This is a genomic window from Rahnella selenatireducens, from assembly GCF_046449555.1.
Taxonomy (GTDB): domain Bacteria; phylum Pseudomonadota; class Gammaproteobacteria; order Enterobacterales; family Enterobacteriaceae; genus Rahnella; species Rahnella selenatireducens.
Window position 1 is genome coordinate 1 of the sequence record NZ_JBKEZJ010000025.1, and the last position, 15,391, is coordinate 15,391.

Annotated in this window: 11 protein-coding genes and 1 pseudogene; 8 read left to right on the forward strand and 4 right to left on the reverse strand. The window is 46.0% G+C overall.

The window, feature by feature from the left end; all coding sequences use genetic code 11:
• Window positions 1-619: 619 nt before the first annotated feature.
• Together ACLBVC_RS23235 and ACLBVC_RS23240 are read right to left on the reverse strand one after the other, a co-directional pair.
• Window positions 620-898, reverse strand: a complete 279-nt coding sequence (locus tag ACLBVC_RS23235; protein WP_104925381.1) for a ribbon-helix-helix domain-containing protein — start codon at window positions 896-898, stop codon at window positions 620-622.
• Window positions 898-1,533 carry an AAA family ATPase gene (locus ACLBVC_RS23240; protein ID WP_104925380.1) on the reverse strand — a complete coding sequence of 212 codons (636 nt, stop codon included), beginning with the start codon at window positions 1,531-1,533 and terminating at the stop codon, window positions 898-900. Before ACLBVC_RS23240 ends, ACLBVC_RS23235 begins: the two co-directional genes overlap by 1 nt.
• A gap of 302 nt (window positions 1,534-1,835) precedes the next feature.
• Between ACLBVC_RS23240 and umuD the strand changes: the two genes are divergently transcribed.
• Both umuD and umuC read left to right on the forward strand, forming a co-directional pair.
• A complete protein-coding gene (umuD, locus tag ACLBVC_RS23245) occupies window positions 1,836-2,258 on the forward strand; it encodes a translesion error-prone DNA polymerase V autoproteolytic subunit (protein WP_195815927.1) in 423 nt (140 codons plus the stop codon).
• Window positions 2,258-3,523 carry a translesion error-prone DNA polymerase V subunit UmuC gene (umuC, locus tag ACLBVC_RS23250; protein ID WP_195815926.1) on the forward strand — a complete coding sequence of 422 codons (1,266 nt, stop codon included), beginning with the start codon at window positions 2,258-2,260 and terminating at the stop codon, window positions 3,521-3,523. Before umuD ends, umuC begins: the two co-directional genes overlap by 1 nt.
• Before the next feature lie 648 nt (window positions 3,524-4,171).
• Here umuC and ACLBVC_RS23255 read toward each other — a convergent pair.
• Window positions 4,172-5,221, reverse strand: a complete 1,050-nt coding sequence (locus tag ACLBVC_RS23255; protein WP_104925376.1) for a RepB family plasmid replication initiator protein — start codon at window positions 5,219-5,221, stop codon at window positions 4,172-4,174.
• Between the two features lie 761 nt (window positions 5,222-5,982).
• Between ACLBVC_RS23255 and etsA the strand changes: the two genes are divergently transcribed.
• From etsA to etsC, 3 genes are read left to right on the forward strand one after another with little or no spacing between them, the layout of a single operon-like run.
• Window positions 5,983-7,170: a macrolide efflux RND transporter periplasmic adaptor subunit EtsA gene (etsA, locus tag ACLBVC_RS23260; RefSeq protein WP_458351918.1), complete on the forward strand. Its 1,188-nt coding sequence runs from the start codon at window positions 5,983-5,985 to the stop codon at window positions 7,168-7,170.
• A complete protein-coding gene (locus tag ACLBVC_RS23265) occupies window positions 7,167-9,107 on the forward strand; it encodes a MacB family efflux pump subunit (protein ID WP_410151599.1) in 1,941 nt (646 codons plus the stop codon). The genes etsA and ACLBVC_RS23265 overlap by 4 nt, the downstream gene beginning before the upstream one ends.
• 3 nt (window positions 9,108-9,110) lie before the next feature.
• Window positions 9,111-10,481: a macrolide efflux RND transporter outer membrane subunit EtsC gene (gene etsC / locus ACLBVC_RS23270; protein WP_410151600.1), complete on the forward strand. Its 1,371-nt coding sequence runs from the start codon at window positions 9,111-9,113 to the stop codon at window positions 10,479-10,481.
• Window positions 10,482-10,649: 168 nt separating this feature from the next.
• On the opposite strand, the gene ACLBVC_RS23275 is transcribed toward etsC, so the two are convergent.
• Window positions 10,650-11,177, reverse strand: coding sequence for a YagU family protein (locus ACLBVC_RS23275; protein WP_195815923.1), 528 nt, complete (start codon window positions 11,175-11,177; stop codon window positions 10,650-10,652).
• A 2,418-nt stretch (window positions 11,178-13,595) separates the two neighbouring features.
• Here ACLBVC_RS23275 and ACLBVC_RS23280 point away from each other — a divergent pair.
• The 3 genes and pseudogenes from ACLBVC_RS23280 to ACLBVC_RS23290 form a co-directional block, all read left to right on the forward strand.
• Window positions 13,596-13,718, forward strand: a pseudogene (locus ACLBVC_RS23280) (IS3 family transposase); the annotation flags it as partial.
• 197 nt (window positions 13,719-13,915) lie between these two features.
• On the forward strand, window positions 13,916-14,404 hold the full coding sequence (locus tag ACLBVC_RS23285; RefSeq protein ID WP_410151601.1) for a DinB family protein: 489 nt from the start codon (window positions 13,916-13,918) through the stop codon (window positions 14,402-14,404).
• 231 nt (window positions 14,405-14,635) lie between these two features.
• The gene (locus ACLBVC_RS23290) at window positions 14,636-15,331 is read left to right on the forward strand and encodes a DJ-1/PfpI family protein (protein ID WP_410151602.1); all 696 of its coding nucleotides are present in this window, start codon (window positions 14,636-14,638) and stop codon (window positions 15,329-15,331) included.
• The last annotated feature ends 60 nt before the right edge of the window (window positions 15,332-15,391 follow it).

Here is a 15,391-nt window from a genome sequence, read left to right on the forward strand (position 1 = left end):
TACTTCATAAGTGCTACTTGCTAAATCATCAGTATTACGACGTATAGATTTCGCCATTGCCAGCAGGCCCCGCTCATTGCCGCTTGAAGCTTCTTCGTGAAATCGCCAATCAACATTTCTCACTACGCTGAAGCGTATAGTTTTCATAGCTCACACTTAGGAAGTAATAAATATGAATAATGAATTATTCAGTATGATTCTATCGATGAGAGCGATGCATATCGAACTGATTATGAGGTCCGTTCACTGCAACACGTTCTGGTCGACCTTAGCAAATTGAACTGAGGTATGAGGTCATATTCTAAGTCAAATCTCCCGGAATCAACCTTCGCGGCAATCATAAGTATGAATTATTACGTAATACTGGAGATTGAATCTGCTGATCGCCAAGTACTTATGAGGTTATGTATGCTCCAAACAGTTTTACTATCTGAAACCTAGCACCATTCTTGCTCTTTCATTAAATCCGCAACGGAAGAAGTCGGGAAGCATAATGATGAAGTGTGAAGTGTGAAGTGTGAAGTGTGAAGTGTGAAGTGTGAATTATTAGATGATGAGTGATTTCAGAAGGGGAGGGCGCTGGACTTCGAAAGAAGCCCAGTGCTGAATAAGTATGAAATCATACTTTCTTGAGGTATGCGTCCAGAGCATCGCGGATGATAGCGCTCACGCTTTTAGGCGCAATACCGACGCGTTTGTTATGCAACGCCAGGTCTTCAATTTCACGCAATGTATTCTGAGGCAGAGAAATGGTTGTCCTGGTCAATATTTCTGGTACAGGTTCAGCAACTACTTTCTCATCGCCATAGGGACGGTCTGCCAGTCTGTTCGCCAGAGCATCGGCCTCTGCTTCAGTTACTATGCGCCGATTGGTGAAAGGGGGTTTCTTTAAAGCCATTAAAATACCTCATTCAACAGAGCCAGAACTTCAGCCTTGGCTTTTTCATTAGACGTTTCCAGAACAGACTTACCTTCAGACATCACATCACGGTAAACCTTTCGGTAACATGCCGTTGCGGTCAAAGGGATCAGCCCTTCAAATTCTCGGACATATTCCAGAAACTCATGGCGTTCATTTCCCTGAAGGAGCGGATTCGTAGTGGCCATACTTTGATAGCAATATGCTTTCAGCTCAGGATTTAAATCCCGCATGCTTTCTAACTGCTGCTGAAGCTCAACCATGGTATCGAGATCCAACTGAGAACATTGGTGCGGAGCAATGATCTGATGAGCTACCGTTCCACCTGTAATCAGCTCCCGACTGTTTCGGCCGGCAACATCCACGATGACATGATCAAACTTCTCATCAAGGCTTCTCAATGTTTGAGAAATATTGTCTCTTTTCTCAATCAGGGTGATAGAAGGGGTAAGACCCGCGGCTTCGCGTTCTGCATACCACCTGGAGGCAGAGCGCTGAACATCAGCATCAACCAGACAAACATCCTTGCCAGATAACGCCAAACCCACAGCAATATTGACTGCAGTTGTAGTTTTCGCGGCCCCACCTTTATTGCATCCAATAATCGTGATCATTTGTCACCCGTGACATCAAAAGTAGTATTTCGTAAATAATAACTCACAAAAGTTAAATGTGAAGTAATATCGAGTAATTATTACATGTGAAGTAATACTTATCACTTCATACGTACACAATGAATGCCGTGCATTGCAGGAATACTTACACATTGGCGTCTATGAGCAGCAAGACTCTAAATCAAAATTATTTGTTTCCTTGGTGATCAGCACCCTAAGACTTTTCTTGGGCGCAGCTCTTCACAAGTTTAAGAGCCCATGATTATACTGTATGCATAAACAGTATTTGATGAGTGTGTACTATGAATATCTTTTACCCAGCAACTGACCCTTTGATGTGTTTGATTCCTTTATTTCAGGATAAAGTGCAGGCTGGATTTCCTTCACCGGCGCAAGATTATATTGAGAAAGGGATTGATCTAAATGAGCTTTGTGTAAATCACCCGGCAGCTACTTACTTTGTAATGGCCACAGGAATGAGCATGGTTGACGCGGGTATTTATGAAGGGTCACTGCTTGTAGTGGATAGAAGCCTTGAGGCAAAGCACGGCGACATCATAATTGCGTCACTGGCGGGGGAGTACACCGTAAAACGCCTTTGTTTGCACCCCGTAGTACAGCTCGTTCCGATGAATCCTGACTTTCCACCCATCGTTTTGCATGACGGCGGCGACGAGTTAGAAGTGTTTGGCGTAGTCACTTTTAGCATAAACGGGTTTCAGTAATGTTTGCCCTTGCTGATGTGAACAGCTTTTATGCCAGTTGTGAGACAGTATTCAGGCCTGACCTGAAGGGAAAACCAGTGGTAGTGCTTAGCAATAATGATGGCTGTGTCATTGCCCGAAGTGCAGAGGCAAAAAGACTCGGTATCAAAATGGGCGAGCCTTTTTTTAAGATGCGAGCGCTCTTCGAACGGAACAACATTATTACCTTCAGCAGTAACTACGCCCTTTATGCAGACATGAGCTCAAGAGTAATGACCGTACTTGAAGAAATGGCTCCAGCTGTCGAAGTGTATTCGATTGATGAGGCTTTCATAAATCTGCAAGGCGTCAGCAACTGTCAAAATCTGGAGGATTTCGGACGGGAGGTCAGGGCGAAGGTTCTCAAATGGACAGGACTTACCGTTGGCGTAGGCATCGGTCCGACGAAAACGCTGGCAAAGCTGGCGAATCATGCCGCCAAAAAGTGGACAAAAACTGGCGGTGTCGTTGATTTATCATTGGTTGCCCGTCAGCGCAAACTGATGAACTTGGTTGAGGTCGCTGACGTATGGGGAGTGGGGCGGAGGATTTCTAAAAAACTAAATGATTTGGGAATTCAAACGGCATTGCAGCTAGCTGATGCTCCCACACCGCTGATACGGAAACACTTCAATATTGTGTTGGAACGCACTGTCCGGGAGCTGCGCGGCGAACCCTGTCTGGAGCTGGAAGAATTTGCACCGACAAAACAGCAAATAGTCTGCTCCAGGTCATTCGGTGATCGCGTATCAGAATACGATTTAATGCGGGAGGCGATCTGTAGTCATGCAGTACGTGCCGCAGAGAAACTCCGTGGCGAACGTCAGTATTGCCGACATATCTCAGCATTTGTTAAAACAAGCCCATTTGCCGTAAACGAAGTCTATTTTGGAAAAACAGCAGGCACAAAGCTTCAGATCCCCACTCAGGACAGCCGGGATATCGTAGCTGCGGCCACTCAATGCCTGGATGCCATATGGCAGGACGGCCACCGGTTTCAAAAATGTGGAGTAATGCTTGGTGACTTTTACAGTCAGGGTGTGGCCCAGCTAGGTTTGTTTGATGAAAACAGACCAAGGTCTAACAGTGAACAACTTATGGCAGTACTCGATGGGATCAATCACAGCGGAAAAGGGCGCGTATGGTTCGCCGGCCAGGGCATCCAAAAGTCATGGGAGATGAAACGCCAAATGTTATCCCCTGCGTACACGACACGTTTCAGTGACCTTATGCGCGTTAAATTCTAGAAAAGCGTTTTACTGACATACTTGACCACCCGATTTGTTGGTGTCAGTTGCTTTAAGCATGCTCTGTTCGCTGTCACCAAGAAGGTATTTCATTTTCTCTTCTCACTCCCGATCGTTCGCTGAAAATATTCACTATCTGGTCCCAAAAGTGACACTGTCTCAAAACAGGCTAAAACTTTTGCCAGGCATATCTCTGCCTAATGTGCATATCCACTATAGAGAGAACTATCCACTGTGGCGAGTAACGACACTCAAACCACTATGGAGAGGAACAACCACTGCAGAGAGTAATATCCACTAAGGAGAGAAGAAAACACCTAAAATTGAAATATCCACTGTGGGTAGTAGAAACCACTATAGTGAGAAACTTCAAGAATCCATCAATAAGTTAGTAACCACTGACCCTTACCAGATAAGGTGTTTCAGGTTAGTAAGTACTAGGGGGGTTAGAGGAGATCATCTTAATAACCACTATAGAGAGTAATGAATGCAGCCTACAGTGGATAGGATATTACGTGATGGGAGCTTTTACTGATTACAGTGGATAGGTTGCTCACCGCAGTGGTTAGTCAGCTTTCTATAGTGGATATGAAAAAGCCTGCCATTACTTCAGCAGGCTTTAGGCCAATTAACAGCAAGAGACCAACTTTATTTCTTTGTCTGGCGAATCTGTTCCAACAACTCAAGTTCTTCTTTAGTCAGCATTACCATCTCCCGAGGTGCTGTTGAATCAGCAACCTTCTCTGCCGGGATATCAATGACGTTTTCTTCATCGATTACATCATAAACATCATCACCTATGCCCGTAGGAATTTGCGCAGGGCGTAACTTTGGCCGCCTATAGTGGATACAAAAATATACTGCCTTGCCACGCTTAACCTCTGTGTAATCAAGATAACCAATAGCCTTTAACTGCTCCATGGCCTTGCGTACAGTCGCGTTTTGAGTGATGGCTCGCGAGGTCAAATTAAGGCGGGCACGCAGGCGTGACATCGAAATTGGAGCTGGGTCTGTCGGAAGGCTTTCAATGAACGTATACAGAGCCTGCGCAGACTCCTTGCGGGAGAGCTCGTTGATAGCCCGGAGCTGCAGAAGGACTTTCTTATCGAACTGATACAACTCAAAGATCTTAGGATCCGCCTGCAACTCAACAGCATCCTTTTTCGGGCTGTATTTTGCTGACTGAACAAGGTGAGTTACGTAGTAATCACCTTCTTTGTTTGAAAACGATAGGGTGTTAGTGGCGATACGTTCAAGAGACGCCTCCAGACGCGCCCTGAGCTTCGCAGAAGAGCGTGCGGATGGAATCCCACACAGCTTAGCGAATTCTACAAACGGAAGGTATACAGAGTCTCCCAGGACCTTGTGCTTGGCAAAGGCATGTATGATCCCAACCCAAGTCTTAAAGTCATTATCCATATCAAGCCGGGCACCGGTTATCTTGATGTTCTCATATCCCTCAGACTTAACGATCGAGAGCTGCTTAAGCTCAGAGGTGACATCCATTGAGTTCATCTGACCTTTACGTCCTCGTGCCGTGGACTTCAGGGTAGGAACAAATAAGCCCAACCGCATCAACGCAACAGGCTGAACAGTGTTATTGCTGTTAGGAACCAGAGTAACAAGTTCACCTGTTCGCTTGTCAGTTTCAGAGAATGCTTTAGCTATCTCTATGTTTTTAGGCTCATTTTCAGACATTATCAGCTCTCACAATGAATGTGGATAAGAGACTTGCTGTACACAATACAGTGGATACTAACACTCACTATAGCGGTTTTACCACAGGTCATAGTGGTTAGTTTGCTTTTTACAGTGGTTGCTTTACTGACTATAGCGGTTAACGATCACCGTTCAGCCCAGATAGGACAAGGCCTGCGAGAGAACGGGGATCTCTTAGGGTCTTAAAGGGTCTATAAGGATCTTATTATTGGATCGAAGCTTAGGATAACTTTAAAAACAGGGAGTTAAGTTTGAGTGTTAGGATCCACTTGGCGGTCACAATCGAAAAGCAACGCTGTGACTAACCTGTGACCATTAATGCTGCAGCATGAGGTTGTTTAGGAGAAATATTATAATTTTTATAAATTTAACTAGGTCGCCTCGGGGAAAAGTTATGTACTTCTCCAATGATAGTTTACTGACTGTAGTGGTTTTTAGTTGCTCGCCAGCGAGGTTGGTATGCTGTCTACAGTGGTTGTATCACTCTCTATAGAGGTTAGAATACTATTTATAGTGGTTAACAATGTGGGTTGAGCCCTTATGGGACAAGGCTTGCAGATGATCGGGGATCTCTTTTGATCTATTAGATGATCTATTTTGGATCTTATTATTGGATCTAGCCTGTAGATAAGTGGATAACTGCAATGATGTAAACAGACAATATTTAACTCCAGTAGAGGCTGGCGATGGCATTATGGTATCTGGCATCAAGCTTTTTATAGTTATGGAAAACTCGAACAATGTTAATGAAACCCACTTCACGTAGCGTCGTCATTTTTGCTGTTGTACTACTACTTGTTCTTATCACTGCATTGCTCTTCTTCCTACGTAGCCCGCCGGTCGCAGAATATGTCACAGCTCCAGTACGCGTAGGGGATATCGAAAATTCAGTACTGGCTACCGGGCGAATTGACGCGATAGAGCGCGTTAACGTTGGTGCTCAGGTCTCAGGCCAGGTTAAATCACTGAAAGTTGTGGCTGGCGATCACGTCACTAAAGGGCAGCCAATAGCGGACATTGACGATGTGCCGCAGCGTAATGATTTACGTAACGCAGAAGCAGCGCTCAACGTGGTTAAAGCAGATCTGCAAGCTAAGCAGGCACTATTGAAACAGGCAGAACTTCGTTATAAACGGCAGCGACAGATGCTTAACGAAGAAGCCAGCTCACGTGAAGATTTTGAGTCCGCAGAAGCAACATTGGCTACCACCCGTGCGGAGCTACTGTCGCTAAATGCACGACTGGTGCAAGCGCAGATAGAGGTAGATAAGAAAAAGGTCGACCTGAGCTATACACGAGTCATAGCTCCTATGGACGGGATCGTTATCGCAGTTGTTACACAGCAAGGACAAACGGTTAACTCCAGTCAGAGCGCACCGACTATTATCAAGCTCGCAAGATTGGATGTCATGACCATTAAGGCGCAGATCTCTGAAGCCGATATCACACGTATTTCCATTGGTCAAAAAGCACGCTTCACCATTTTCTCGGAACCGGACAAAGAGTATGACGCGATATTGCGCACCGTTGAATTGGCGCCAGAATCCGTAATGAAAGACGACACTCTTGCCAGCAACAGTTCGGCATCAGGCTCCGGCACCTCAAATGCTTCTGTCTACTACAACGCGCTTCTGGACGTGCCTAACCCGGAAAACCGACTGCGAATTGCTATGACCGCACAGGTCACGCTACTTGCTGGCGAAGGTAAAAATACGCTTTTGGTGCCCATTCAGGCGGTGCAAAAAGCCGACGGGAATAAGCAGCAGGTGCAGGTTCTGACAGGTAACGGCAAGCTTGAAACGCGCCAGGTAAAAACCGGAATAACCAACAGCGTTGATATTCAAATCCTTGATGGCTTAAAAGCCGGGGAAAATGTCGTGCTGTCGCAACCAGGCGAAAAATCACCTGGGGAAGGGTTCGTACTGTGAGTAATATCATTGAGCTTAAGTGCATTAGCCGTACCTATCGTAATGGCGGCCAGACGCTTACCGTCCTGAGAGGAGTGAACCTGACCATCGCAGCCGGTGAAATGGTGGCGATTATCGGCGCCTCAGGTTCAGGTAAATCTACTCTGATGAACATAATGGGTTGTCTTGACGTCCCCGACAGCGGAGATTATTACATCGGCGGGCAAAACGCCGCCCAGCTTTCACCGGATGAGCTAGCAAGGATACGGCGTGAGCATATCGGTTTTATCTTCCAGCGCTATCATTTGATGCCTGATCTCAGCGCACTGGGCAATGTTGAGATACCTGCCATTTACGCCAACAGCGGACGTGACCAGCGTCGACTACGAGCGGCAGCATTGCTGGCCAGGCTCGGGTTAGAAGGGCGTGAGCACCATAAACCCGGTGAACTTTCCGGCGGCCAGCAACAGCGTGTCAGTATTGCCCGCTCGCTGATCAACGGTGGAGAGATAATTCTTGCGGACGAACCGACCGGTGCGCTGGATACGCAGTCCGGGCAGGAAGTGCTGGCTATCCTCAGCGAACTTCACCAGCGGGGTCACACCGTGGTGATTGTGACCCACGATATGAAAGTGGCGCAACATGCTCAGCGAATTATTGAACTGCGTGATGGTGAAATAATCTCTGACAGCGGCAGCCGGTTGACCACTACGGAAATACTGCCACCCCCCAACCGGACCCAACAAAGCCGCTGGAAAAGTTTTCTCGATCGTACACGTGAATCTCTGGAAATGGCGCTTAAAGCGATGAACGCACACCGTTTACGCACAACCTTAACCATGACCGGAATTATTTTCGGCATCGCTGCCGTGGTCACAGTGGTAGCGCTCGGTGAAGGGGCTAAGCAGCGGACGCTGGAGAATATTAAAGATCTGGGCACCAACGTGGTGAGCATTTATCCGGGCAAGGATTTCTTCGACGACAGCGCCGAAAGTATTCGTACGCTGGTTCCTGCAGATGCTGCGGCGCTAGCGAAGCAGGGATTTATTGACAGCGTAAGCCCGGAAATCAGTGCCTCAGACAACATTCGTTTTCGCGGAAAATCCGCAACCGCCTCAATTAATGGCGTTGGCCAAGATCATTTCCGCGTAAACGGCATTGAGATTTTGCAAGGGGCAACGTTCAGGGATGATCGTAACGCACTGCAGGAAGTGATTATCGATGAAAATGCACGCATGGCCTTATTTGATGAGGCAGGATTAAAGGCCCTGGGGCAAATTGTATTTCTCGGCTCCGTGCCTGCACGCGTTGTGGGCATCGCTAAGAGCAGCAATCGTAGCTATGCACCAAACCGAATTACCGTGTGGATGCCCTATAGTACGGTAATGTACCGAATGGCAGGTAAACCGGTTCTGACCAGCATCAGCGTCAGGCTGAAAGACAATGTAGCTAACGAGGCAGCTGTCAGTGCTATATCTCAACTGCTAACCCAGCGCCACGGCGTTAAAGACTTCCAGCTTTATAATTTTGAACAGATAAGAAAATCCATTGAAAGTACTTCGATGACTTTCAGCATTTTGATTCTTATGGTTGCATGCATCTCACTCATGATCGGGAGTATTGGGGTGATGAACATTATGCTGGTGTCTGTTACCGAACGAACCCATGAAATCGGCGTGCGCATGGCGGTTGGAGCTCGTCGTAGCGATATCATGCAGCAATTTATGATTGAGGCCGTGCTTGTATGCCTGATTGGTGGTGCGTTAGGCATCGCGCTATCGTATGCGGCAGGCGCATTGTTCACAGCACTGGCAGGCGGAATGTTTACCGCCATCTATTCATGGCAGGCTGCTGCAGCCGCATTTTTCTGCTCAACAATAATCGGCATGATCTTCGGTTATCTCCCCGCCCGTAAGGCGGCAAGGATGGATCCGGTCGCTTCATTGGCCAGCGAGTAACCTATGAGAACTTTATCACCTTTGGCTTTATGCATTGCTGCCACGCTCAGTGCAGGCTGTGCAAACTTAATGAAAAGTGATTATCACGCACCTGTCGTGGATTATCCGGCCAGCTGGTACAGCGACGATGCCGACGGGGAGCCCGCGCCGTTTGACTGGAAAGCATTTAATGATCCCTTGCTGGATAGCTGGTTACGCCAGGTTATGGCTAGCAATAATGACGTTGCTTTAGCCGCTTTACGGCTGTACCGGGCAAGGCTTGACGCTGAGAAAGTGGGCATTACAAACGATCCGGGGTTAAAGGGGACGCTGGGCGTAGACAGCAGAAAACAGCTTAACGGTTCACACAGCTGGGAAAACGGCAATTCTGGCAACCTTAATACCAGTTATGAATTGGATCTGTGGGGCAAAATAGCCCGTCAGCGCGATGCCGCAATTTGGGCAAGTCAGGCCACAGAAGAGGATCTGCGCTCAGCACGGCTAACCTTGCTCTCTGAGGCCAGTGACAACTACTGGCGTATTGGTTTTATTAACCAACAAATAAACGTCCTTCAGCAGAGCATCGGCTACGCAAAAGAAACTCTACGCCTGGCGAATGCCCGCCATCAGGCGGGTGGTGCTTCACTACTTGATGTGGTTGATGCCAGACAAAGCTTGCTGATCCAGGAAAACAGACTCACCGGGCTGCGTCGTGAACGTTTGCAGGCGTTGAATCAGCAGGCGGTATTGCTGGGTGCCGCACCAGGCAGTCCCGTGGCTGAACCGATGACGTTGCCAAAAGGGGCAATGCCCCCGGTTAATGCGAACATTCCGGCTAGCGTGCTGAGACACAGACCCGATATCAGTGCAAAAGAGTGGCGGGTGCGTGAAGCTCTGGCCAATGTTGATATCAGGCGCACAGAATTCTATCCCGCTTTCAGTCTGACCGGTTCTCTCGGTACCAGCAGCAGTTCGCTGATGGCTTTCCTGCAAAACCCTGTTGGCTCCGTTGGTGCTAACCTGACGCTGCCGTTTCTCGAGTGGAGGCAGCAGGGCATGGAAGTGAAGATTGCCCGCAACGATTACGAACAGCGATTACTGGAGTTTAAGCAGTCGCTATATAAAGCGATGAGCAGTATCGAAGACGAGCTGTCCCTTCGTAATCAGTTATTGGCCCAGGAAAAAAGACTGCATGAAGGACTTGAGCTGGCAATGGAATCTGAGCGACTGAATGAAGTGCGATATCGCCAGGGCGCTGTGCCTGTCTCATTCTGGCTTGATGCTCAGGAGAAGCGCCGCCAGGTAGAACTATCACTGGATGAAAACCGCTTTAATCAGTTCCAGAACCTGGCGAAAATCTATCTGGAGTTCGGTGGTTCGGAGACTTTTCCATGAAAATGAATAGTCCATCAGAACATTTTCTCTAAGTGCTGCCCTCCTGCTCCGAGCGTAAAATACACTGCGCGTGACCTTCAGGCATCGACATACCTGGGTGCTATATTCAGGAAATAAATAGGCCACCAGTAGGTGGCCTATTTAATTTTCTGCTGGAATAGATAATAATTATTGGAATTCTGGATCCATTTTTTTGGTCATACGACTGCGGATATCTCTCCTGAATACCTCAATTGTCCACATCCAAACTATGTGGCCAAAAGTTTCAGAGATTATTTCATCATGTGGTAAGTCCCATAACGGGGGGGCCCACCCACCAAGTGGTAACACAATGCCGTGAAAGCAGATTGTAACGAGTATGGCAAAAGCGACCCCTTGCCAAAGCTTTATCTGAGGAAAGACTTCAGCAACCAGACAATAAAACATCGCAAAAACGATCGAGAAGAGATGATGTACCCCTGATACACCCCAGTTAACAATATGGCCTGAGTATGTGTAGACCATTTCATTAACTTTTAAACCAAAATCGCTAAGCATTTCGGCGGGTGGGATTGCTCTATCCGCTGTTCTTGGAGGAAGCACACTCTCTGTACCCCATTTTACAAAACTCGCTATATTGCCACCTAAAAAACCAGCCCATAACGCAGTAATGTAATTCCGTGCAGATTTATTAGTAGTATTAAAAAGTGAAGCCATATGATTCTCCCTTATCATTAGAGGTGAGAACTTAACACAAATTCTACAGCTTTGATTTACTCAATAACATCTTGTAACTAATAACAAACTTGAAACTTCTTCACCGCAATGGCTTGCGACAAAACTGATGGAGTTTTGATGATGGCTATCGTTTCTGTGAGCTTTAACTCTGCGATGGGATCAAGCTGACAAAACTTCCCCAAGTCCCTTATCATGGCTAATGGTCTTAACCTCGCAATCAAAGTAACGGCAGTAGAAAGGCAGTCAAGTCTGCTTGATATAATGATGTTTAAACTATCTTTTTTGCGTAATAACGCGTGAGAGACGTATTTTGAATACTTACCCAGTGCTATAGCCGAAAGGTTCCGATTTCCCACGCAAGGTTGGTAGCCACCAAGATTTTACCTTCTTTAATGCAACCCTCGCATTGCCACATCTTAGGTTCGAACCCCCAATCACACATTTTTAGCCTCCGGGAGCGACAAAGCCAACGGATGTTGCCAGCAGGGGGGAGTCGAGTTATAGGAAGAAATTAGCGGTTCAATCGCTTTGCGAAAATGGAATAGATAACCGATTAAGTGGTGGCTCAAAGTAGAAAGGACACCTAATGGCAGCCTTAAGTCACTTAAAAAACACTTAACAATTAACCATCACAGATGTAAGGTCTTCTCTTCCCTGATGTTGGCCGATGATTGGCTACCTCACTATCTGCACGGAGCAGAAGTGAGGTTTTTTTTATGATTATTGAATGATTCCTGGCATCCAAACTCATAAAAAAACCACAGGTTTAAATTGCCGGGAAAGGAATTCTGCGTTGTTCTGTTACGACAAAGTCCAGAAAACGGTAACACGCACTTGAGGGACGAGTTTGACATTCGGCTGAGCACTGAAAGGGGGCGGTCACAAATAGATATTGAGAAATTACAGTACTCACGCGAAAGCAAATTCCAAGCCATTAAATCTGCGAGTATTTATCACAGTATAATGTCCCCATCTGTGATGAAATGTTTAGCTAAATTATGAAAGGATGAGCAGGATATTGCACTAAACATTTAAGGCTGGATAATTCAATTAGTTATTGTCACCATCCCGGCAGTGTCGATGCTGAAACCAATGATTTCATCATCTCTGCCATTTGAGTGAAAATAAATTTTTCCGGTATATGGCTCAGTAGACTCAAATTTTATGCTGTACATCAATTCATTATGTGTGAGGTTTGGAAAAGATGTACAAACGGCTTTTCTTACAATCTGGTCTATATGCGCAGGTACCGATACAAAAAACATGTCAGGTCTCCCTTCCAGTAATCATTTTTATTGTGTGACATACCTAACATATTGTTTTGAGAGTTAAGTAAAGTCTAAAGAAAGCCCCGTTCGATAAGGGGGGGAGCTTGTCTCGAACGGGGCAAAAAACCACGCTCTCAAAATATTATATCGGGGAAACATAACCATTTCGAAAGAGTCGTCACTATTCTTTATACAAGCATATGGGGGATGTGCACGGTGAATTTTCTTAAAAAAAATTAGCTCGCATACTTTTTCATACTTGATGAAATCCCAAAAAGTATGGGTTTATGTATTAGAAAAGGAATTTACTCCCAACACTTATACGAATGAAGCTTGAATCGCTACGGGGTATTTCATCTGGAAGACTGGAAATATTTTTTCTTTGAAAGTTACGGTGCCGGGTGCCTCCCGGTGAACCTCTGGTCAGCCAACCTCGGCTCGCTCACTCTGTGACTATCTTAATTCAATGGCTGATTAGCCCCACCGCATAGGGGGATTCACCGCAACAATATTAAATTAACATACAGCACAAAAAGACAAAACCCCCGCATTTTCACAATCGGTTTTTGCCACTATTCGCTGTGACTGCGCTTATACCCTTGGGTTTTTTGACGAACCTAGCTGCAAGTTACCCGTGCGTGATTCACCTGCAACTGTCTTCTTCTATCAGGGGCTGCAGGATTACCGCAGCATTGGCTGACGTATTCGTTCTGCCCATTTACTGGTGCATTTTCGACCCATCAAAAACGCAACTCCCCCTCACGGCGGTTTCTAACCAGCATTCGGCTGGGCACTGAGGTGAATAAATCACCGTAAACGCGTCAAAACCATCATCACATCACTAATGCGAATGCGCTTTCCAATCACTCCGGGTTATCCCATCTTCGCAGACTGGAAAGCTTTATTCATTTAACGTTGCGGTGCCGGGTGCCTCCCGGTGAACCGTTGGCCAGCCAACCTCGGTTCGCTGTCTTCTCTTTGAGGGTAAGCTGATTAGCCCTACCGCATAGGTAGGATTCACCGCAACAGCTTCAACGTATCACATGAATTTAAAAGACAAAACCCCGCCGGAGTGAAACGTTTTATTGGATTTGGCCACCTTAACAGAGGCGATATGCTCACTTCAGAACGTTACGTAAGCTTTAGCGACGATGTCCATGAAATGACAGACTATATCGATAGATATTACAGCGCGCTCATGCTGCACGAATATAACGGCGAGTTATTACCCAACGAATCGGAAAATCGATAAATGAAAACTCTAAAACAATGGTCCGCCACTTTGACTAATTTGATGACAACATTCTGATATAATTGAATAAAATACAGGTCTATTCCGAGCGAAATATGGACGCCGTTCGTTCAAAGGACGACTTAGGAGAAATTAAGCACTGCTAAGAAATGTGCGTTATTGATATGCTATCGGAACAGGTAAATCAGGGGGGAATTATGGATAAGGGCACAATACTTACACTGTTGAAGTACAAACGCTGGATTGATTCAGAAACCCTAAAAACAATCAACGTAATTAGCGAATCTACTTATTCAGAAAAACGTCATCTGATGCTAAGACTGATGAATCATGTCCATGTAGTGGACATGATTTTCAGAGCAAATATTTCGGGACAAAAACATACTTACACTGCGCTAAATACCCCAGACACCCCGTCTGTAGATGAGCTTGAAGTTAAAATGGCCGATAGCACTGACTGGTATATTAAGTATGTTGAATCAATGACTTCGGCCGATTTCTTTGAAGCTATCAAATTTCGTTTTGTCGATGGGGGGGCCGGAGAAATGACAGCTATTGATATGTTAAATCATATGCTTTTTCATGGGACCTACCACCGCGGAGCTGTAGGCTGGTTAGTTTCTGAGTGCGGAGGTGTTCCTCCTAAAGATGTGCTGGCAGTATTCCTGAGGGACCATAATAATTAACAGGATCTTTCTGCGATTAATCATAGTACTCTTGACTTTGACAGTCACTATGAGCGAAAAGCGGTCATTTCACCATTAGTATTCTAGTTCGGGCTGATGATAAATTTCTTTATATCACTGAAATACAGCTGAATTAAGCATGGTCTTCAGTAAGCCCCCTTCAAGTCGTTCATAAATGGTTACCTTTTTGAACGACTTTAAATTATATCCTTCTAAGTTAAAGGGGATTCTATGAGCGATTCTTCATGCATATCAATCGGCCTACTCCTGTTTCCTGCTCTTACTCAGCTTGATCTTACCGGCCCTTATGAAGTTTTCGCAAGAGCGCCAAACACAAAGGTTCACCTAATCTGGAAAAGTTTGAATCTGGTAGTTTCTGATCGTGGAATGGCTATACAGCCTACAACCACATTCGAAACATGTCCCGACCTGGATGTAATTTGTGTCCCAGGTGGACCAGGTCAAATATATCTGATGGATGACGAAGAAGTCCTTTCATTTATCCGCACTCAAAGTAAACAAGCAAAGCTGGTGACTTCGGTATGTACTGGGTCACTTGTTTTGGGCGCCGCAGGGCTTCTGGATGGATACAAAGCAACTACACACTGGGCTTCTCTGGATCAGCTAGCGTTATTAGGTGCGGAGCCGGTAAATGAGCGCGTAGTTCGTGACCGCAACCGAATAACCGGTGCAGGTGTGACTTCAGGTATAGATTTTGCTCTCAATGTTGTGTCAGAAATGTACGGAAGTGATATAGCTCAAAATATTCAGCTGCATATGGAATATGACCCCGCACCTCCCTTTACATCTGGCTCCCCACGCACAGCTTGTGAAGAACAGATAAAAATAGCAAAGGAACAGATCGCACCATTTATTGAAAAAAGACGACGGGCTACTTTAAAAGCAGCAGCAAAACTTAAGAAATAAGTGCATTGCGGAATTTCCCTCTTCAATTATCAATCTCCGTTTTTTAGCTCAAAGCAGACC